The sequence below is a fragment of the Paraburkholderia fungorum genome, from assembly GCF_902833645.1.
GTDB lineage: Bacteria > Pseudomonadota > Gammaproteobacteria > Burkholderiales > Burkholderiaceae > Paraburkholderia > Paraburkholderia fungorum.
Map to the genome: position 1 here is coordinate 835,031 of NZ_CADFGE010000001.1, position 18,128 is coordinate 853,158.

Annotated in this window: 18 protein-coding genes, 1 tRNA gene and 1 pseudogene; 12 read left to right on the forward strand and 8 right to left on the reverse strand. The window is 61.5% G+C overall.

Translation table 11 applies throughout. The features are described 5' to 3' along the window. Window positions 1-2 precede the first annotated feature (2 nt). Window positions 3-833 (reverse strand): bifunctional DNA-formamidopyrimidine glycosylase/DNA-(apurinic or apyrimidinic site) lyase, encoded by an 831-nt coding sequence (mutM, locus tag HWX91_RS03750; RefSeq protein ID WP_028199084.1) that lies wholly within the window; start codon window positions 831-833, stop codon window positions 3-5. An 87-nt stretch (window positions 834-920) separates the two neighbouring features. Here mutM and HWX91_RS03755 point away from each other — a divergent pair, with 87 nt between their 5' ends. From HWX91_RS03755 to hisC, 8 genes are all read left to right on the forward strand, one after another. Next, window positions 921-2,762 (forward strand): tetratricopeptide repeat protein, encoded by a 1,842-nt coding sequence (locus tag HWX91_RS03755; protein ID WP_028199083.1) that lies wholly within the window; start codon window positions 921-923, stop codon window positions 2,760-2,762. Beyond that, a complete protein-coding gene (lolB, locus tag HWX91_RS03760) occupies window positions 2,762-3,394 on the forward strand; it encodes a lipoprotein insertase outer membrane protein LolB (protein WP_028199082.1) in 633 nt (210 codons plus the stop codon). Before HWX91_RS03755 ends, lolB begins: the two co-directional genes overlap by 1 nt. A gap of 65 nt (window positions 3,395-3,459) precedes the next feature. Then, window positions 3,460-4,341, forward strand: coding sequence for a 4-(cytidine 5'-diphospho)-2-C-methyl-D-erythritol kinase (gene ispE, locus HWX91_RS03765; protein ID WP_028199081.1), 882 nt, complete (start codon window positions 3,460-3,462; stop codon window positions 4,339-4,341). A 50-nt stretch (window positions 4,342-4,391) separates the two neighbouring features. Next, window positions 4,392-4,468: transfer RNA gene (locus tag HWX91_RS03770), tRNA-Gln, on the forward strand. 45 nt (window positions 4,469-4,513) lie between these two features. After that, window positions 4,514-5,470, forward strand: a complete 957-nt coding sequence (locus HWX91_RS03775; RefSeq protein WP_028199080.1) for a ribose-phosphate pyrophosphokinase — start codon at window positions 4,514-4,516, stop codon at window positions 5,468-5,470. Window positions 5,471-5,634: 164 nt separating this feature from the next. Further along, the gene (locus HWX91_RS03780; RefSeq protein WP_028199079.1) at window positions 5,635-6,255 is read left to right on the forward strand and encodes a 50S ribosomal protein L25/general stress protein Ctc; all 621 of its coding nucleotides are present in this window, start codon (window positions 5,635-5,637) and stop codon (window positions 6,253-6,255) included. Window positions 6,256-6,403: 148 nt separating this feature from the next. Further along, window positions 6,404-7,006 (forward strand): aminoacyl-tRNA hydrolase, encoded by a 603-nt coding sequence (gene pth / locus HWX91_RS03785; RefSeq protein ID WP_028199078.1) that lies wholly within the window; start codon window positions 6,404-6,406, stop codon window positions 7,004-7,006. Window positions 7,007-7,081: 75 nt separating this feature from the next. Beyond that, window positions 7,082-8,161, forward strand: coding sequence for a histidinol-phosphate transaminase (hisC, locus tag HWX91_RS03790; protein ID WP_028199077.1), 1,080 nt, complete (start codon window positions 7,082-7,084; stop codon window positions 8,159-8,161). Window positions 8,162-8,267: 106 nt separating this feature from the next. On the opposite strand, the gene HWX91_RS03795 is transcribed toward hisC, so the two are convergent. The 3 genes from HWX91_RS03795 to rsmD form a co-directional block, all read right to left on the reverse strand. Further along, the gene (locus tag HWX91_RS03795; protein WP_028199076.1) at window positions 8,268-8,525 is read right to left on the reverse strand and encodes a YfhL family 4Fe-4S dicluster ferredoxin; all 258 of its coding nucleotides are present in this window, start codon (window positions 8,523-8,525) and stop codon (window positions 8,268-8,270) included. Window positions 8,526-8,588: 63 nt separating this feature from the next. Further along, window positions 8,589-9,104, reverse strand: coding sequence for a pantetheine-phosphate adenylyltransferase (coaD, locus tag HWX91_RS03800; RefSeq protein ID WP_028199075.1), 516 nt, complete (start codon window positions 9,102-9,104; stop codon window positions 8,589-8,591). A 112-nt stretch (window positions 9,105-9,216) separates the two neighbouring features. Then, entirely contained in the window at window positions 9,217-9,831 is a 615-nt protein-coding gene (gene rsmD, locus HWX91_RS03805) for a 16S rRNA (guanine(966)-N(2))-methyltransferase RsmD (RefSeq protein WP_028199074.1), read from the reverse strand. A gap of 240 nt (window positions 9,832-10,071) precedes the next feature. Between rsmD and ftsY the strand changes: the two genes are divergently transcribed. Next, window positions 10,072-11,241 (forward strand): signal recognition particle-docking protein FtsY, encoded by a 1,170-nt coding sequence (ftsY, locus tag HWX91_RS03810; protein ID WP_028199073.1) that lies wholly within the window; start codon window positions 10,072-10,074, stop codon window positions 11,239-11,241. Between the two features lie 75 nt (window positions 11,242-11,316). Here ftsY and maiA read toward each other — a convergent pair whose 3' ends face one another. Together maiA and HWX91_RS03820 are read right to left on the reverse strand one after the other, a co-directional pair. Next, a complete protein-coding gene (maiA, locus tag HWX91_RS03815) occupies window positions 11,317-11,961 on the reverse strand; it encodes a maleylacetoacetate isomerase (protein ID WP_028199072.1) in 645 nt (214 codons plus the stop codon). Window positions 11,962-11,986: 25 nt separating this feature from the next. Further along, complete coding sequence (locus HWX91_RS03820) at window positions 11,987-12,685, reverse strand: fumarylacetoacetate hydrolase family protein (RefSeq protein ID WP_028199071.1); 699 nt, start codon at window positions 12,683-12,685, stop codon at window positions 11,987-11,989. Between the two features lie 264 nt (window positions 12,686-12,949). Here HWX91_RS03820 and ybiB point away from each other — a divergent pair, with 264 nt between their 5' ends. Together ybiB and HWX91_RS03830 are read left to right on the forward strand one after the other, a co-directional pair. Then, window positions 12,950-13,921 (forward strand): DNA-binding protein YbiB, encoded by a 972-nt coding sequence (ybiB, locus tag HWX91_RS03825; protein WP_028199070.1) that lies wholly within the window; start codon window positions 12,950-12,952, stop codon window positions 13,919-13,921. Window positions 13,922-14,456: 535 nt separating this feature from the next. After that, window positions 14,457-15,440 (forward strand): annotated as a pseudogene (locus HWX91_RS03830) (2-isopropylmalate synthase); the annotation flags it as partial. A gap of 180 nt (window positions 15,441-15,620) precedes the next feature. On the opposite strand, the gene HWX91_RS03835 reads toward HWX91_RS03830, so the two are convergent. Both HWX91_RS03835 and HWX91_RS03840 read right to left on the reverse strand, forming a co-directional pair. After that, window positions 15,621-16,004 (reverse strand): nuclear transport factor 2 family protein, encoded by a 384-nt coding sequence (locus HWX91_RS03835; protein WP_028199069.1) that lies wholly within the window; start codon window positions 16,002-16,004, stop codon window positions 15,621-15,623. A gap of 43 nt (window positions 16,005-16,047) precedes the next feature. Next, the gene (locus HWX91_RS03840; RefSeq protein ID WP_028199068.1) at window positions 16,048-16,611 is read right to left on the reverse strand and encodes an acyloxyacyl hydrolase; all 564 of its coding nucleotides are present in this window, start codon (window positions 16,609-16,611) and stop codon (window positions 16,048-16,050) included. Between the two features lie 360 nt (window positions 16,612-16,971). Between HWX91_RS03840 and rpoH the strand changes: the two genes are divergently transcribed. After that, window positions 16,972-17,907 (forward strand): RNA polymerase sigma factor RpoH, encoded by a 936-nt coding sequence (rpoH, locus tag HWX91_RS03845; RefSeq protein WP_028199067.1) that lies wholly within the window; start codon window positions 16,972-16,974, stop codon window positions 17,905-17,907. Window positions 17,908-18,128: the final 221 nt, after the last annotated feature.

Genomic DNA, 18,128 nt, shown 5'->3' on the forward strand with positions numbered 1-18,128 from the left:
AATTAGCGCTGGCAGGTGGGACAAAAATACGTGGAGCGCTGCCCCTGCACGATCTGTTTGATCGGCGTTCCACACACACGGCATGGCAGCCCCGCGCGATCATAGACGAAATAGTCGAGCTGGAAGTAACCGCTTTCGCCATCGCTGCCGACGAAATCGCGCAGCGTGCTGCCGCCCTTCTCGATCGCGGCGGCGAGCGTGACGCGCACCGCGTCCGCCAGCAAATCGTAGCGCACGAGCGAGACGCGACCCGCCGCGGTGGCGGGCCGGATACCGGCGCGAAAAAGGCTTTCGGATGCGTAGATATTGCCCACCCCGACCACGATCTCGCCCGCCAGCAACGCCTGCTTCACCGATACCTTGCGTCCGCGCGTCAGCCGGTGCATCAGCGCGCCGGAAAAACCCGGCGAAAACGGCTCGACCCCGAGCCCCGCGAGCAATGGGTGCTCGAGCACGTCGCCGGCTTCGCGCGGGTGCCACAGCACCGCGCCGAAGCGGCGTGGATCGCGATAGCGCAAAATGAATTCGTCGAAAATCCAGTCGATGTGGTCGTGTTTCGCCGCGGCCGGCGGATGCGGCACATGACGCAACACACGCAGCGTGCCGGTCATGCCCAGATGCACTATGAACCAGCCGGCGTCGATTTCGAACAGCAGATACTTGCCCCGCCGCTCGACCTTGCGCACCACGCTGCCGCGCAAGGTTTTCGCAAGGTCCGCCGGAATCGGCCAACGCAGCGCGGGCGCGCGCACATCGACGCGTTCAACCTTGCGCCCGGACACATACGGTTCAATTCCCCTTCGGGTAACCTCAACTTCTGGCAACTCTGGCATGTCTAACTGGTGTGCAACTTGCGTGAGTGGTTGTGCGCTTATTGTAGCGAGCGCGTTACAATCGTCCGAAACATTGAACGGATTTCCATGAACTTGTCCTTCGTGAAGCTGTTTTCGAAGCGCCCGGCTAGCGCATCCCGCGTGCCGCACGCCGTGTCCGCTCGCCGTATGCTCGGTGCCGCCGCGCTCGCCGTCTGGGCACTGGCTGCCGTGCCCGCGCACGCGCAGGATCCATCGCCCGACTCGGATGACACTTCCGTCACGCTGCCGGACCCGCTCGGCCCGGCAACGGCGGACGACCAGAAGTCGCTGCCGAATGTGCCGCTGTCCAGCCAGATCGTATTCCAGGTGCTCGCCGCCGAAGTCGCCTTGCAACGCGACCAGCCGGCGCCCGCCTATCAAACCTACCTCGCGCTCGCCCGCGATACGCACGACCCGCGCATGGCGCAACGCGCCACGGAAATCGCGCTGGCCGCGCAAAGTCCGTCGGACGCTTTGGCCGCCGCGCAATTGTGGCAGCAGTATGCGCCGAATTCGGAACGCGCCGCGCAACTCGACGCGTCCCTGCTCGTCTTGTCAGGCAAGCCTGACGACGCCTCGCCGATCCTCGCGCGAGAACTCGCGAAAGTGCCGGCCGACAATCGCGGCAGCGCAATTCTGGCGCTGCAGTTGCTGCTCTCGCGCGGTCCTAACCGGATCGGCGGTTTGCATGTGCTGCAAGATCTGCTGAAAAACGACCTGAACCGGCCGGAAGCGCAACTGGCTATCGCACGCCAGCAACTCCTTTCCGACGATGCGCCGGGTGCGCGCAAGTCGCTCGAACAGGCGCTCACGCTCAAGCCCGACTATTTGCCGGCCGCACTGATGCTGTCGCAGATGGGGCCGGAGGAGCGCAAAGAAGGCATCGCATCGCTCGAAAAGTATGTGCAGCAGAATCCGAAATCGCATGACGCCCGTCTCGCGCTCGCCCAGATGTATCTCGCGAGCGACCGTCTGGACGACGCGCAAAAGCAGTTCGAGATCATGCACAAGAACAACGCGGCCGACCTCACGCCGCTGATGGCGCTCGCGCTGATCAAGATCCAGCAGAAGAATTTCACCGACGCGCAAACCTACCTGACCCAGTACGCGCAGCAAGCCGAGAAAACGCCGGGTGCCGATCCGGGCCAGGCGTATATCTATCTTGCGCAACTGTCGCTCGAACAAAAGAACGAAGCGGCGGCGACGAACTGGTTGAACAAGGTTTCACCGTCGAGCCAGCAATTCATGCCGGCGCAGATCACACGGGCGCAACTGCTCGCCAAGCAGGGCAAGACTGACGACGCACGCAAGCTGCTGGCCAGCCTGCAATCGCCCGACCCGCGCGACCAGGCGCTGATTGCCCGCACCGACGCGGCGATTCTGTTCGACGCGAAGCGCTACCCGGAGGCGGAAACACGCCTGCAACAAGCAACGGCGGCCTTCCCCGACGATCCCGATCTGACCTACGACTACGCGATGGCCGCCGAAAAGACCGGTCATTACGATGTCATGGAAGCGCAACTGCGCAAGCTGATCCAGACGCAGCCGGATAATCCGCAGGCATATAACGCGCTGGGCTATTCGCTGGCCGATCGTAATCAGCGCCTGCCGGAAGCCGACAAGCTGATCGAGAAAGCCTCGTCACTGGCGCCGAACGACGCCTTCATCATGGACAGCGTCGGTTGGGTCAAGTACCGGATGGGCGATACGACAGATGCAATCAGGCTGCTGCGCAAAGCATACGACCTCCAGCCGAACGCCGAAATCGGCGCGCACCTCGGCGAAGTGCTGTGGAAAACCGGCGCGCAGGATCAGGCTCGCGCCGCCTTCCGTGACGCGCGCAAGCTCGAACCGGACAACGACACGCTAGTCAAAACGCTGCAACGCCTTCAGGTAAACGATCTTTGATGCGTCTTTCCCGCTTGATCTCCTTCCCCCGGGCGCCGCGTGGCGCGGCGCTCGGATTCGTAGCGGCAGCGGTTGTCGCGTTGGCCGGTTGTGCATCGGTGAAGCCGCAAGGGCCGTCCACGTCGAATGCGGCGACGGCCGTCACCGCGCAGACGAGCCGCGCGTATCAGGGCCGTTTCGCGATCCAGTACAACGATCAGAACGGCCAGCAGCGCAATGCTTACGGCAATTTCACCTGGCAGGAAACGGGTGATACGGTCACCTTGCAATTGCGCAACCCGCTCGGCCAGACATTGGCGATCGTGACCTCGTCGCCTGCGTCCGCCACGCTCGAGTTGCCGAACCGTCAACCGCTCACCGCCGACAACGTCTCGACACTCATGCAGAACGCACTCGGCTTCGCGCTGCCGGTCGAGGGACTGCGCTACTGGCTGCAGCCTTCGCCGGCCCCCACTTCGCGCGCCAGGACCGAGAAGGATCCGGACCAGCCCTCGCGCCTGAAGCAGATCACGCAGGACGGCTGGACGATCGACTACCTGGCGTATGCGGATGCACCGGCCACCGGCGTGAAGCGTCTGAACCTGAGCCGCTCGGAACCGCCGCTCGACATCAAGCTCGTGCTGGATCAGTAATCGCGCCTGTTCGCGCAACCTTTACCGCTTCTTCCGCGTCGCGATGGCGCATGTAGCCCTAACCCATGATTGAAACGACCGATTCGCTGCGCGATTGCCTCGCGCCAGCGAAACTCAACCTCTTCCTGCACATCACCGGCCGCCGGCCGGACGGCTATCACACACTGCAAACCGTCTTCCAGTTACTCGACTGGGGCGACACGCTGCACTTCAAGCGGCGCGACGACGGCCTTATCACGCGCAGCACCGAAATCGCCGATGTTCCGCCCGAGCACGACCTTACTGTGCGCGCGGCGACGCTCCTGAAAGCGCATACCGGCTCGCCCGAGGGTGTCGATATCGAAATCGAGAAACGCCTGCCGATGGGCGCGGGCCTTGGCGGTGGCAGCTCCGATGCGGCGACCACGCTGCTCGCGCTGAACCGTCTCTGGAAACTCGATTTGCCGCGACTGGAGTTGCAGGCGCTAGCGTTGAAACTCGGCGCGGACGTGCCATTCTTTGTTTTTGGGAAAAATGCGTTCGCACAGGGTGTCGGAGAGGCTTTAGACGTTGTACAATTGCCGCCGCGTCATTTCCTGGTTGTGACGCCGAGGGTTCATGTTCCGACTGCAGCGATTTTTTCCGAAAAAGCGTTGACAAGAGATTCGAAACCCCTCATAATTACGGACTTTCCTGCAGAACTTAGCTGCAACACTGATTGGCCAGAAAGTTTTGGCCGCAATGACATGCAGCAGGTTGTCGTGGGAAAATACGCGGAAGTAGCGCAAGTGCTGCGATGGTTTGAAAACATCGCACCAGCGCGGATGTCTGGGTCAGGTGCAAGTGTGTTTGCAGCGTTCCGTAGCAAAGCTGAAGCAGAAGCGGCGCAAGCCAAAGTGCCCAGCGAATGGAACAGCGCAGTGACTGCAGGTCTCGATCAGCATCCACTCTTTGCTTTCGCGTCATAAGTTTTGCGTCGTCGAATGTTCCCTCGTTCGGCGAAGCTCAAAGTTAGTGTAGGGGAGTCGCCAAGTTGGTTAAGGCACCGGATTTTGATTCCGGCATTCGAAGGTTCGACTCCTTCCTCCCCTGCCAAAAATTCTCGCATTTCCCTCGCCCCCAGCCTGAAGTAGGTGCACGATGAGCAGCCATGACGGCCTGATGGTTTTTACTGGCAACGCAAATCCCGCGCTTGCACAGGAAGTCGTCAAAATCCTCGGTATTCCCCTCGGCAAAGCAATGGTTAGCCGTTTCTCGGACGGTGAAATCCAGGTCGAGATTCAGGAAAACGTGCGTGGCAAGGATGTCTTCGTCCTGCAATCCACGTGCGCGCCGGCGAATGACAATCTGATGGAACTGATGATCATGGTCGATGCGCTCAAGCGCGCATCCGCCGGCCGGATCACTGCAGCCATCCCCTACTTCGGTTATGCCCGTCAAGATCGACGCCCGCGTTCGGCGCGCGTCGCCATCTCGGCGAAGATCGTGGCGAACATGCTGGAAATCGCCGGTGTCGAGCGGATCATTACGATGGATCTGCACGCCGACCAGATTCAAGGCTTCTTCGACATCCCGGTCGACAATATCTACGCTACGCCCGTGCTGCTCGGCGATCTGCGCAAGCAGAACTACGAGAACCTGCTGGTCGTTTCGCCGGACGTCGGCGGCGTGGTGCGTGCCCGTGCATTGGCCAAGCAACTGAATTGCGATCTCGCGATCATCGACAAACGCCGCCCGAAGGCGAACGTTGCCGAAGTGATGAACATCATCGGTGAAGTCGAAGGCCGCACCTGCGTGATCATGGACGACATGGTCGACACCGCCGGTACGCTCTGCAAGGCAGCTCAGGTTTTGAAGGAACGCGGTGCGAAGCAGGTGTTCGCTTACGCCACCCACCCGGTTCTGTCGGGCGGTGCAGGCGAGCGTATTGCAGCTTCCGCACTCGACGAACTCGTTGTCACCGATACGATCCCGCTCGGCGAAGAAGCCCGCTCGTGCGCCAAGATCCGTTCGTTGAGCAGCGCCGGCTTGCTCGCCGAAACGTTCTCGCGGATTCGCCGCGGCGATTCGGTGATGTCGCTGTTCGCTGAAAGTTAAGTATTTGCGAAGGCGCAGTGCGCATGGCAGTACGGCACGCTGCGCTTTTGCACAATTGGCATGAACGAACGAAGGTTCGTGCCATCGTTCTGGGGCCTCAGCCATAACGGCTTGGAGGCCCCGTTTTTACTGCCTGGTCGCGGGCAGTGCATTGGAGATTCAACATGAAAGTAGTCGCTTTCGAGCGTTCTTTGCAAGGTACGGGTGCGAGCCGCCGCCTGCGTATCTCGGGTAAGACCCCGGGCATCGTATATGGCGCTGGTGCTGAAACGCAATTGGTCGAACTGGACCACAACGCACTTTGGCACGCGCTGAAGAAAGAAGTTTTCCACTCGTCGATCCTGGAATTGGAAGTGGCAGGCAAGTCGCAACAGGTTCTGCTGCGTGACGTGCAATACCACCCGTTCCGTCAGCTCGTGCTGCACGTGGACTTCCAACGTGTCGACGCGAAGAAGAAGCTGCACACCAAGGTGCCGCTGCACTTCATGAACCAGGAAACCAACCCGGCAGTGAAGCTGTCGAGCGCGGTGATCTCGCACGTCCTCAACGAAATCGAAATCGAGTGCCTGCCGTCGGCACTGCCGGAATTCCTCGAAGTGGACCTGGCGAAGATCGAAGCGGGCCAATCGCTGCATGCCAAGGACATCGTCCTGCCGGCAGGCGTGGCGCTGGTTGCTCACGTTGACGCAGAAAACCCGGTCGTCGCTTCGGCAACGATCCCGGCTGGCGCAATCGCTGAAGGCGACGCCGCTGCTGCAAGCGAAGGCGAAACGCCGGCTGCCTAAGGCCTTTTGGCACTGAGCGAGCAATCCTCTCGAGCCGTTTCAATGAAACGGTCGATGTGACCCGCCGAGGTTCGCCCCGGCGGGTTTTTTTTCGGTTTTTTTCGGCTCGGCCGCATTCGACGCCCGAGCCAGATGGACCTACGCAATCATGATCAAGCTGATCGTCGGGCTCGGCAATCCGGGCGCTGAATACACCGCGACGCGCCACAACGCCGGCTTCTGGCTGGTCGATCAACTGGCGCGCGAAGCAGGCACGACGCTGCGCGACGAGCGGCGCTTCCACGGTTTCTACGCGAAAGCCCGGCTTCACGGCGAAGAAGTGCATCTGCTGGAACCGCAGACGTATATGAATCGCTCGGGGCAGTCCGTTGTGGCGCTTGCACAGTTCTTCAAAATTCTTCCGGACGAAATTCTGGTCGCGCACGACGAACTCGATATGCCGCCTGGCAGCGTCAAGCTGAAGCTCGGCGGTGGCAGCGGCGGCCATAACGGGCTGAAAGACATCACCGCGCATTTGTCCTCGCAACAGTACTGGCGGCTGCGGATCGGCATCGGCCATCCGCGCGACCTGATTCCCGAAAGCGCGCGAGCCGGCGCCAAGCCGGACGTCGCCAATTACGTGCTGAAACCGCCGCGGCGGGAAGAACAGGACGTAATCGATGCGTCGGTCGAACGGGCATTGGCCGTGATGCCGCAAATCATCAAAGGCGAACTCGAGCGGGCGATGATGCAATTGCATCGCAATCCCTGAACAGCCGGTTCACCCACCGCATCCACATCGCCAGACTTGCCCGACTTGCCGTACCGCCATCGACAGGAGAATCGCTTGAGCCGCTACTGGAGTGACATCGTCCACCGTCTGACGCCGTATGTGCCGGGCGAGCAACCCGCGGTTGCGCATCCGGTGAAGCTGAATACCAACGAAAATCCTTATCCGCCATCGCCGCGCGTGCTGGAAGCGATCCGGCAGGAATTGGGCGCCGCGGGCGAGTCGCTGCGGCGCTATCCCGACCCGAGCGCGCACAAGTTACGCGAAACGGTAGCCGCCTATCACGGCATTCACGCGGAGCAGGTGTTCGCGGGCAACGGCTCGGACGAAGTGCTCGCGCTCACTTTTCAGGCCTTGCTGAAGCACGACAAGCCGCTGCTGTTTCCCGATATCACTTACAGCTTCTATCCGACCTACGCGCGGCTCTTCGAAATCGACTATCGGACTATCGCACTCGACGACAATTTCGCCATCCATGTCGACGATTACACCGCGCCTAACGGCGGCGTACTGTTCCCGAACCCGAACGCGCCGACCGGACGACCACTGCCGCTCGCCGATATCGAGCGACTGTTGGCAAGAAACACCGAATCGGTGGTGGTAATCGACGAGGCCTACGTCGATTTCGGTGCCGAATCGGCCGTCGCTCTGATCGACCGTTATCCCAACATGCTGGTAATTCAGACGGTATCGAAGTCCCGCTCGCTGGCCGGCATGCGTGTCGGCTTCGCGTTCGGCAATCCGGAACTGATCGACGCACTGAACCGCGTGAAGGACAGCTTCAATTCGTATCCGCTCGACCGGCTGGCGCAAGTCGCGGCCATCGCCGCATACGAAGACGATGCGTGGTTCCGCGACAACTGCACCAAGGTGATTGCGAGCCGCGAGCGGCTGGCGGCAGGCTTGACAGCGCTGGGCTTCGAGGTGGTGCCGTCGGCGGCGAATCTGCTGTTCGCGCGCCACGACGGCTACGACGCCGCAACGCTCGTGGCACGGCTAAGGGAAAAGGAAATCTTCGTGCGTCACTTCAAGGCGGCGCGAATCGACCAGCATCTGCGTATCTCGGTCGGTACCGACGCGGAATGCGGCATTCTGCTGGATGCGCTGCGCGACATCTTCAGCGGATACGTCGGATAGAGATCGGTCAGCGATCGGCTAATCCGGCGTGCAGCCCAAAACGTTGCCGCAAAAGAAAACGGCGAGGCAGGCGCCTCGCCGTTTTTTTCTCTCATCCAACGCTCGCTCAGGCGCTCTTCGCAGCCTGTAGCGCGTGATACTTCGCCATCAGACCTTCCGCCGTCTCCAGATGCTCAGGATCGCGCGGAATGCACTCGACCGGACACACCTGAATGCACTGAGGCTCGTCGAAATGACCGACACACTCGGTGCATTTCTTCGGGTCGATCACGTAGATTTCCGCGCCCATCGAAATTGCGTCGTTCGGGCACTCGGGCTCGCACACGTCGCAATTGATGCACTCGTCGGTAATCATCAAGGCCATACTTCTCTCACTTCGCGCTGGCCGCAGCCAGCTTTGATCCGTCAAACCGCTAGTTTACGCCGGTTACGGTTGTCCCGCCGAAACACCATCATTCGGATCCAACGCAGCAACCTTCTCCTTTAGCCATTTCTCGACCGATGGGAACACAAACTTGCTCACGTCGCCGCCCAGTTGCGCGATTTCACGCACGATGGTGCCGGAGATGAACTGGTATTGATCCGACGGCGTCATGAACATGGTTTCGACGTCCGGCAGCAGATAGCGGTTCATACCGGCCATCTGGAACTCATATTCAAAGTCCGAAACGGCACGCAGGCCACGCACGATCACCCGCGCGTTGTTGCTGCGGACAAAGTCTTTCAATAGGCCTTTGAAGCTCATCACCTGAACATTCGGGTAGTGCCCGAGCACTTCATGAGCGATGTCGAGACGCTCTTTCAGCGTGAAAAACGGCTTCTTGTTGCGGCTGTCGGCAACGCCCACCACCAGCGTGTCGAAAATGCTCGACGCGCGTCGAACGAGGTCTTCGTGACCGCGCGTCAGCGGGTCAAACGTGCCCGGGTACACGGCGACTACCATGAGACTTCTCCTCTCTTCAGACAAATGGGCACGTCAAAGCGTCCACGCGACGCATTTGGCACCGACCGCACGCGTGACAGTAACCTGTCCGCCGCTTGTTTTGGAACGCGCATTATTCCTTATTTTCGCGCTGCAGCAAATGAAAGTGGACAGCGCCCGCTTTGCCTTGCCGCACGATTTCCCAACCGGCGAGTGTCTCGTTCCCCTCTAGCTCAAGCGCAGCGCCCGCCTCCACGTACAGAAAGCCTTCCGGGCTGAGCAGCGGCACCGCCAGTGCGAGCGCCTTGTCGAGCAGGTCGTCACCGAACGGCGGATCGAGGAAAACCACGTCGAACGAGCCCGGCGCGAGACTCGCGGCAAGGCGCAAACCGTCGGCTTCCGCGATTTCGATCGTACGTGCCGCCAGGCGCTCCTGATTCGCGCGCAACTGGTTTGCGGCCCGTGCGTTGCGCTCCACCATCAGCACTTGTGCCGCACCGCGCGAGGCGGCCTCGAAGCCGAGCGCGCCGCTGCCGGCGAACAGATCGAGGCAGCGCTGGCCGTCCAGCCGTTGGCCAAGCCAGTTGAACAGCGTTTCGCGCACACGGTCGGGGGTGGGGCGCAGACCGTCGAGGTCGAGCACGGGCAGCGGTGTGCGCTTCCAGTCGCCGCCAATGATACGGATGGCGTGCGGCTTGCCGCCTTTGGACGAAGCGCCGTGGGCGCGTGAAGGAGCAGAACGGGGCATGCAGTTTCGAATACGTGATAAGAAGGCCCCGCGCGCCGATGCGTGGGGGCTGGAGGGCCAACGTTACCACAGGGGCGCGCGGCGTCCAGCCTGGCCGTTCGGCCAATACGACGGCTGGCGGCGCGCCTGATAAAATGTGCGGCTTCCAGCGCCTTGCATCCCGCATCGCAACGCTGTCTGCCGCTCCCACGGGCTTGTCCCGGCTGCGCGCATCGGCGCGCGCTCTCACCACGCCAGATCATGTTCAGCTTTTTCAAACGATTCAAGGGTTCGAAAGAGTCCGATAACGCGCCAGAAGAATCGCGGACCGCGCCAGAAGCCTTGGCGGCCGAACCCGCCGCGGCGGCGCCGGCTGTGCCGGTTGCGCCCGCCACGCCTCCCGCGCCTCGGCCGGCTATGCCCGCTAGCGTCGACACTCAGCAGGCTGCCGCGCCGTCCACCAATGAACCTGAAGCGGCCGCGCTCGAAACCGTCGAAATCGTCCCGCCGCCTCAGCAGGACGCGAGCGCCAAGCGTTCCTGGCTCACTCGCCTGAAGACCGGTCTGTCGAAAACGAGTTCGAGCCTGACCGGCATTTTCGTCGGCACGAAGATCGACGAGGATTTGTACGAAGAGCTCGAAACCGCGCTGCTGATGTCAGATGCCGGCGTCGAGGCCACCGAGTTCCTGCTCGAATCGTTGCGCGAGAAAGTGCGCACCGAGCGTCTCACCGATCCGCAGCAGGTGAAAGCGGCGCTGCGCACGCTGTTGATCGACCTGCTGAAGCCGCTGGAAAAATCGCTGATGCTCGGCCGCGCCCAACCATTGGTCGTGATGATCGCGGGCGTGAACGGGGCGGGAAAAACCACCAGCATCGGCAAGCTCGCCAAGCATTTGCAAAGTTTCGATCAGTCGGTGCTGCTGGCTGCAGGTGACACCTTCCGCGCCGCCGCACGCGAGCAACTCGCGATCTGGGGCCAGCGCAACAATGTGACGGTGGTGTCGCAGGAAAGCGGCGATCCGGCCGCCGTGATTTTCGACGCGGTAGGCGCCGCGCGGGCGCGCAAGATCGACGTCATGATGGCGGACACGGCCGGCCGTCTGCCAACCCAGTTGCATCTGATGGAAGAACTGCGCAAGGTGAAGCGCGTGATCGGCAAAGCGCAAGATGGCGCGCCGCATGAGGTGCTGCTGGTGATCGATGCGAACACCGGCCAGAATGCGCTCGCACAAGTGAAGGCCTTTGACGACGCGCTCGGCCTCACCGGCCTGATCGTTACCAAACTCGACGGTACGGCGAAGGGCGGCATTCTCGCGGCAATCGCACGCCAGCGTCCGATCCCGGTGTACTTCATCGGCGTCGGCGAAAAGGTGGAGGACTTGCAGCCTTTCAGCGCGGAAGAGTTTTCGGATGCGTTGCTGGGCGGTTGAGCCTCGCGGCGTTCGTCGCGAAACCAGCAAAAAGGGCGCTCTTTCGAGCGCCCTTTCTTCATTCAGACCACCGGATTATTCCGCGTCGGGTTGAACACCCGGTGCTGCGCGAGCGAACGCGTCAAGTTGCGTTGCGTGATCGTAGATACGCTGAATGGTCGGAAACTTCGCCGTATCGACCTTGAAGCGCTGTGCGTTGAACACCTGCGGAATCAGACACGCATCGGCCAACGTCGGGGTGTCGCCAAAGCACAGCTTGCCGGTGCGCGGATCGCCCGCCAGATGCGCCTCAAGCGTCGCAAAACCCGCTTCGACCCAGTGCTTGTACCACGCGTCTTTCGCATCATCGTCGACATGCAGCGTGTGTTTCAGGTACTTCAGCACACGCAGGTTATTCAACGGATGGATCTCGCACGCCACCTGCAACGCCACCGCGCGCACATAAGCGCGGTCGGCCGGCGTGCCGGGAAGGAGGCGTGGCTCCGGATGCGTTTCCTCCAGATACTCGATAATCGCGAGCGACTGCGGCATTACTTCGTTACCGTCGACGAACGTGGGCACGATGCCATCCACATTCACCTTGCGGTACTCGGGCTTCAACTGCTCGCCACCGTCGCGCACGAGGTGCACCGGCACGTAGTCGTACGGCAGGTTCTTCAGGTTCAGCGCGATACGCACGCGATAAGACGCCGAACTGCGGAAGTAGCTATAAAGCTTCATGTTATGGGTCTCCTCCAGCCGCGCTTCAGACAACGCGTACGCTCAGCTCGCCGAGCCCGTCCACGCCGCCCTTCATGAGGTCGCCCGGCACTACGGCGCCCACGCCCTCCGGTGTGCCGGTGAAAATCAGGTCGCCCGGTTGCAGTTCAAACAGCGTCGACAGACAGGCGATCGTCTCGGCAACCGACCAGATCAGTTGCGATACGTCCGAATTCTGTTTTTCCTCGCCGTTCACCGATAACCAGATCGCGCCCTTGTCGACATGGCCGACCGTCGTTACCGGATGAATTGGACCGAGCGGCGCCGAGTGGTCGAAGCCCTTCGCGGTGTCCCACGGACGGCCCAGTTTCTTCGCTTCGGCCTGCAGATCGCGGCGCGTCATGTCGAGACCGAGCGCATAGCCGTACACGTGGTCGAGTGCGCTTTCGGCCGGAATGTCCTTGCCGCCTTTGCCGATAGCCGCCACCAGCTCCATCTCGAAGTGGACGTTTTTCGATAGCGACGGATAGGGGAATTCGCCAGTCGCGCCCGGCGCGACATACAGCACGGCGTCGGCCGGCTTGGCAAAGAAGAACGGCGGTTCGCGGTCGGGATCGTGCCCCATCTCGCGCGCGTGCGCCTCGTAGTTGCGACCCACACAGTAGATGCGACGCACCGCGAACTGCTCGCTGGACCCCACGACCGGCACCGCGACCACCGGTGCGGGTGCAAACACGTAACTCATCCCGTTCTCCGTTTTCTGGATTGTGCCGCGCGCGCGGCGATAAAGCATCGAGTGTAACGCGCGGCAAAGCACGCTGCAGCCAATCGGCACGGGCATGTGCGGACCGACGATCCCGGCGCATCGTCACGCGGGGTTGCCGGACCGCGGGCCGCCGGGTCGTCGGACCGTCTGATCGCCATAGATGCGATACTCACACCAAATAGTGTCCTTTAAATACCGTGGCCGACCGCCCTAAGGTGATACGCCCTCGTCCCATTGCACCCGATGACCGACTCCGCCGACACCGTCACTCCGTTCCCCTGTGCCCGCTATATCAAGGAAATCGGCCGCGGCCCGAACGGCGCCCGCGCGCTGACCGCCGAGGACACGCGCGCGCTCTACACCGCGATGCTCGACGGCCGCGTGGCCGAACTCGAGCTCGGCGCCGTGTTGCTCGCGTATCGCGTGAAGGGCGAAACCGCCGACGAACTCGCCGCCATGCTGGCTGGCGCGCATGCGTCGTTCGAACCGATTCACTTGCCGCATACGGCGTTCCGGCCCGTGTCGATCCCGACCTACAACGGCGCGCGCAAGCAGCCCAACCTGGTGCCGCTGCTAGCGCTGCTGCTCGCGCGCGAGGGTGTGCCGGTGCTGGTGCATGGCGTCACCGAAGATCCGGGCCGCGTGACAAGCGCCGAAATCTTCACGCATCTGCAGATCCCGCACGCGCAATCGCACGCCGATATCGAAGACGGTCTCGCCGAACGGCGCCTCGCGTTCGCGCCGATCGACGTCCTGGCACCTAAGCTCGCGCGCCTTCTTTCGTTGCGTCGGCGAATGGGCGTGCGCAATTCCACCCACACGCTGGTGAAAATCCTGCAACCGTTCGCGCCCGCGGGGCTGCGGCTCGTGAATTACACGCACCCGCCCTACCGTGACAGTCTCACGCAGTTGTTCAATACGCACCCGGACGCCGCAGCAGGCGGCGCCCTGCTCGCGCGCGGCACCGAAGGCGAAGCGGTGGCCGACACACGGCGCCAGGTGCAAGTGGATTGGCTGCATGACGGCATCTGCGAAACGCGCGTGCCGCATGAGCGCTCGTCGCCCGACGCGCCGGAAGTCGACTTGCCCGAAGCCCGCGATGCCGCGACGACGGCCGCGTGGATCAATGCCGTGCTGCGCGGCGAAGCGCCCGTGCCGAGCGCGATCGAACGGCAGGTGGAGTTGATCGTGGATGTCGCGCAAATGCCCGCCTAGCGACCGCGCAACGTGCCCGGCGCAAGTGCGACGCAGCGCTTGCGCCGCCGCGCGCACACGCCGTACTCGCACGCAGTAGATGACGAGCGCGGGTTGACAGGCCGCTGCAAGCCGTCATACATTAGACCTATGCGTTCCCTTCCGAACACCCTCCGAATTACCTCCGGCCGCCTCGCGCGGCCCCTATCGCTACGTCTAGCGTAAGCCGGGCGTAGCGCCGCGCGTTGGCAGCTTGCGTTGCCCAAAGCGCGGTCCTCACAGCAGTTCCGCAGTTCCCGTTTCACCCCCAACCGTAGTTCTTCACAACCTGTAGTCGTTTGCATTCGTCCGTTTTCCGTTCGGACGAAGCGCGAGGATCCAATGCACGTCACATGGGCAGCATCCACATTCGTTTTCGCCGTCAACACGACGGGATTCGTTCGCGCCCGTTCGTTATTGCCGCTAGCCACCGGCTGGCGCGCCGTGCATTCGTGGCAGCGCGCCAGCCGCTCGAGGCCACACCCTTTCGCATACGACACAACGAACGAGGCTCAACATGTTGCGCAATCCCGCTGAGAAATACCGCCCCTTCCCCGCTGTGCGCCTCACCGGCCGTAAATGGCCGAGCCGCACGATCAACCAGGCACCGATCTGGATGAGCACCGATCTGCGCGACGGCAATCAGGCCTTGATCGAACCGATGAATGCCGCGCAAAAGCTCGAATTCTTCGAAATGCTGGTGGCGATCGGCTTCAAGGAGATCGAAGCCGGTTTCCCGTCGGCCTCGCAAACCGACTTTGATTTCGTCCGCAAACTGATCGAAGAAAAGCGCATTCCCGACGACGTGACGATCGAAGTGTTCGTGCCCTCGCGCGCTGAACTGATCGCGCGCACGTTCGAAGCGCTCGAAGGCGCACCGCGCGCCATCGTGCATCTGTACAACGCGATCTGCCCGTCGTTTCGCAAGATCGTCTTCAACCAGTCGAAGCAGCAGATCAAGGCGCTCGCGGTAGAAGGCACGCGCATCGTCAAGGAGCACGCCCAGGCGCGGCCCGATACGCACTGGACCTTCCAGTATTCGCCCGAAACCTTCAACACGACCGAACTCCCCTACGCCCGCGAAGTATGCGACGCGGTCGCGCAGACATGGCGGCCCACGCGCGATCACAAGATGATCATCAACCTGCCTGCGAGCGTCGAGGCCGCGACGCCCAACGTGTTCGCCGACCAGATCGAATGGATGGACCGCAATCTCAGCTACCGCGACAGCATCGTACTGTCGGTGCATCCGCATAACGACCGCGGCACCGCCGTGGCCGCTACGGAATTGGCGCTGCTGGCGGGCGCGGATCGCGTTGAAGGATGTCTGTTCGGCAATGGCGAGCGCACCGGCAACGTGGACCTCGTTACGGTTGCGATGAACCTTCACGCGCAGGGCGTTGATTCAGGCCTCGACTTCTCCGATCTTGGCGCGGTGCGGCGCGTGGTCGAGCGCTGCAACCAGATTCCGGTGCATCCGCGACACCCGTACGCGGGGGATGCGGCGCATAGGCCGGTATGGAGCGATGAGGATCTGCAACGCGCAGCCGCCTGAGCGGCCTGAAACGGGGCGCCACAAGTCAGCACACGCGGCGCGACTCGCCGGCTTGTGCCCACCGGGCGCTCACGAGGCGTAACCGGTGCGATGCGGCGAAATACGGTGAGCTCAAAAGGCTCACTCTCACTCGATCGCGCAACGCGTCGCCTGCCACGCGATCAGACGCCATTGCCCGTCTTCCTGGGTGTGAATCGCCGTGTACGCGATCGGAAATAGCAGCGCCCCGTTATTCGCCTCCATTTCGATCAACGCGCGGCCGGTGACGACGCAGGTCTCGCGCCCCACCGGCAGCACCTCTTGCGACTGCACCTCGATCTGCCGATAGCGGCGGCGCCCGGCCGTAATACCGTCGATGAACTGTCGCTTCGTTTCGCGCTTGCCGTTCGTGTGGACGTAGCTCACGTTGTCCGCGAGCAGCGTATCGAGCAACTGCCCGTCACCGTCTACCATCGCACGAAAGCGTTCTCGCTCCAGCCCGCGAATCGCTTCGATTATCTTTGCCGCCATTGCTCAGCCCCTTGCACCGGTAAGCCGAACGTGGCCTCGGTCGTCAGAAGTTATATTGCAAATATAGCTGGTGGAAATTTATACCAGGATTGGGCTCTTTGATACCGCCGTTGGAAATATGCTGGAAGCGATAGCCGGCCTCGTACTGCTGGTGGCTGCCGAATTGCAGGCCGACGCCCGCCATGGGGGCGAACTGGAACGCTGTGGCGAGCGTGAGGTCAGAAGAAATTCTGGGACTCGTCAGGAGGCGAACACCGGCGCCCGCTTCGACATAAGGGCGAATCGGTCCAGAAGCCTTGATGAAGCGAATGATCGGCGTCACACCGATCTCCCCGATGTTTTCGTGCACATTCCCTTCGTTGGTGTGCCACCAGGCCACGTGCGCTTCGCCGATCAGCGCAAAGTGCCAGTCGCCGATCTGCCACCAGGTCAGATTCGGATCCCAAACAAAGCCGAGATCGAGTTTTTTAATGTGGTGATCGCCCACGCCGCCGGCAATCTGCACGCCAAACTGGTCGGCCGCAGCCAGTCCTGAAGCAGCAAGCAGAATAGCCGCCGAAACGCCTTTTACAGTCAGACCACGCAACGCATTCTTTTTGTTCTTCATCGGACACCCGAAAGCTAGCCGAACGTTGATCAGGGACCACAACCCTTATTTTAGAGACAATGTACATCTGGTGCTTAGTATGAAGAAACGCAAATTTTCGCAATTAGTCGCTTCCGTTTTAGAAAAAATCGGTCATTTATGAGAGCGCAAGCGCTTTGTTAGGAAAATCCTACGCTCTCTTGAAAATCTAGTGCGCCGCCTCCAATTGGCTATCAAAGTCTAAATTTCAATAGGAATTTGCGGAACTTGGATGCCCCTACGGCTTCTAAGTATTAGCACTCGGCAAATCAGAGTGCTAACATCCAACGCTGGAGTCGTTAACTGAATACGCTTTTGTCTGATTCCAAAGGAGTTTCCTACGTGAGCCATGCAATGACCCTTCCGAGTACTTTGAGCCCGTCGTCGGCTAAGGCCGCTTCGGCAGGTGCGCTGGCGCTCTCGCATTCCTCGCTGCTGCCCGGTCATCTGGGCAATATCGACGCCTACATCCAGGCCGTAAATCGGATTCCGATGCTGACGCCGGCGGAAGAACGCCAGTTCGCCACCGAATTTCGCGAGCAGGACAACCTTGAGTCCGCACGCCGCCTCGTCCTGTCGCACCTGCGGCTGGTCGTCTCGATCGCGCGCAATTACCTCGGTTATGGACTGCCGCACGCCGACCTGATCCAGGAAGGCAATATCGGCCTGATGAAGGCCGTGAAGCGCTTCGATCCGGAGCAGAACGTACGGCTCGTGTCGTACGCCATGCACTGGATCAAGGCTGAGATCCACGAATACATTCTGCGCAACTGGCGGATGGTGAAGGTCGCCACCACCAAAGCGCAGCGCAAGCTGTTCTTCAACCTGCGCAGCCACAAGCAGGGCCTTGGCGCATTCACGCCGGACGAGATCGAAGGTCTCGCCCAGGAGCTTAACGTGAAGCGCGAAGAAGTGGCCGAGATGGAAACGCGCTTGTCCGGCGGCGATATCGCGCTGGAAGGTCAGGTCGAAGACGGCGAAGAGTCGTACGCGCCGATCGCCTACCTCGCCGACTCGCACAGCGAGCCGACTGCCGTGCTGGCTTCGCGTCAGCGCGACAAGCTGCAAAGCGACGGTATCGCGAGCGCACTAGATGCGCTGGACGCCCGCAGCCGCCGGATCATCGAAGCACGCTGGCTGAAGGTGGAAGACGACGGTTCGGGTGGCTCGACGCTGCATGAACTGGCCGACGAATTCGGCGTATCGGCTGAACGTATTCGCCAGATCGAGGCGAGCGCAATGAAGAAAATGCGTGGCGCATTAGCCGAATATGCGTAAGGCTTAAAAGCCAGGACTTAAACACTTGGTCGTACTGGCTAGTCCGGTGCGCATCGGCTAGCCGCAAAGCCCTGCCCTCGCAAGAAGGCAGGGCTTTTTTGTGCCCGCTCAATCAGGCTCGCACTCAATCGCGACGCCCCTCGCCTCACTCAAGAACATGTCTATCAAACATCTGTTTCTTGACGTATCACAAACCTCATAGCAATACTGTTCCCACGCGC

Coding starts and splice junctions, on each gene's coding strand:
- HWX91_RS03835 (WP_028199069.1), bottom strand. CDS start 16,004: ATGGCGGCAAAGATAATCGAAGCGATTCGCGGGCTGGAGCGAGAACGC.
- HWX91_RS03795 (WP_028199076.1), bottom strand. CDS start 8,525: ATGGCCTTGATGATTACCGACGAGTGCATCAATTGCGACGTGTGCGAG.
- coaD (WP_028199075.1), bottom strand. CDS start 9,104: ATGGTAGTCGCCGTGTACCCGGGCACGTTTGACCCGCTGACGCGCGGT.
- rsmD (WP_028199074.1), bottom strand. CDS start 9,831: ATGCCCCGTTCTGCTCCTTCACGCGCCCACGGCGCTTCGTCCAAAGGC.
- ispE (WP_028199081.1), top strand. CDS start 3,460: ATGATTGAAACGACCGATTCGCTGCGCGATTGCCTCGCGCCAGCGAAA.
- pth (WP_028199078.1), top strand. CDS start 6,404: ATGATCAAGCTGATCGTCGGGCTCGGCAATCCGGGCGCTGAATACACC.
- mutM (WP_028199084.1), bottom strand. CDS start 833: ATGCCAGAGTTGCCAGAAGTTGAGGTTACCCGAAGGGGAATTGAACCG.
- HWX91_RS03820 (WP_028199071.1), bottom strand. CDS start 12,685: ATGAGTTACGTGTTTGCACCCGCACCGGTGGTCGCGGTGCCGGTCGTG.
- maiA (WP_028199072.1), bottom strand. CDS start 11,961: ATGAAGCTTTATAGCTACTTCCGCAGTTCGGCGTCTTATCGCGTGCGT.
- HWX91_RS03780 (WP_028199079.1), top strand. CDS start 5,635: ATGAAAGTAGTCGCTTTCGAGCGTTCTTTGCAAGGTACGGGTGCGAGC.
- HWX91_RS03755 (WP_028199083.1), top strand. CDS start 921: ATGAACTTGTCCTTCGTGAAGCTGTTTTCGAAGCGCCCGGCTAGCGCA.
- HWX91_RS03775 (WP_028199080.1), top strand. CDS start 4,514: ATGAGCAGCCATGACGGCCTGATGGTTTTTACTGGCAACGCAAATCCC.
- HWX91_RS03840 (WP_028199068.1), bottom strand. CDS start 16,611: ATGAAGAACAAAAAGAATGCGTTGCGTGGTCTGACTGTAAAAGGCGTT.
- ybiB (WP_028199070.1), top strand. CDS start 12,950: ATGACCGACTCCGCCGACACCGTCACTCCGTTCCCCTGTGCCCGCTAT.
- ftsY (WP_028199073.1), top strand. CDS start 10,072: ATGTTCAGCTTTTTCAAACGATTCAAGGGTTCGAAAGAGTCCGATAAC.
- lolB (WP_028199082.1), top strand. CDS start 2,762: ATGCGTCTTTCCCGCTTGATCTCCTTCCCCCGGGCGCCGCGTGGCGCG.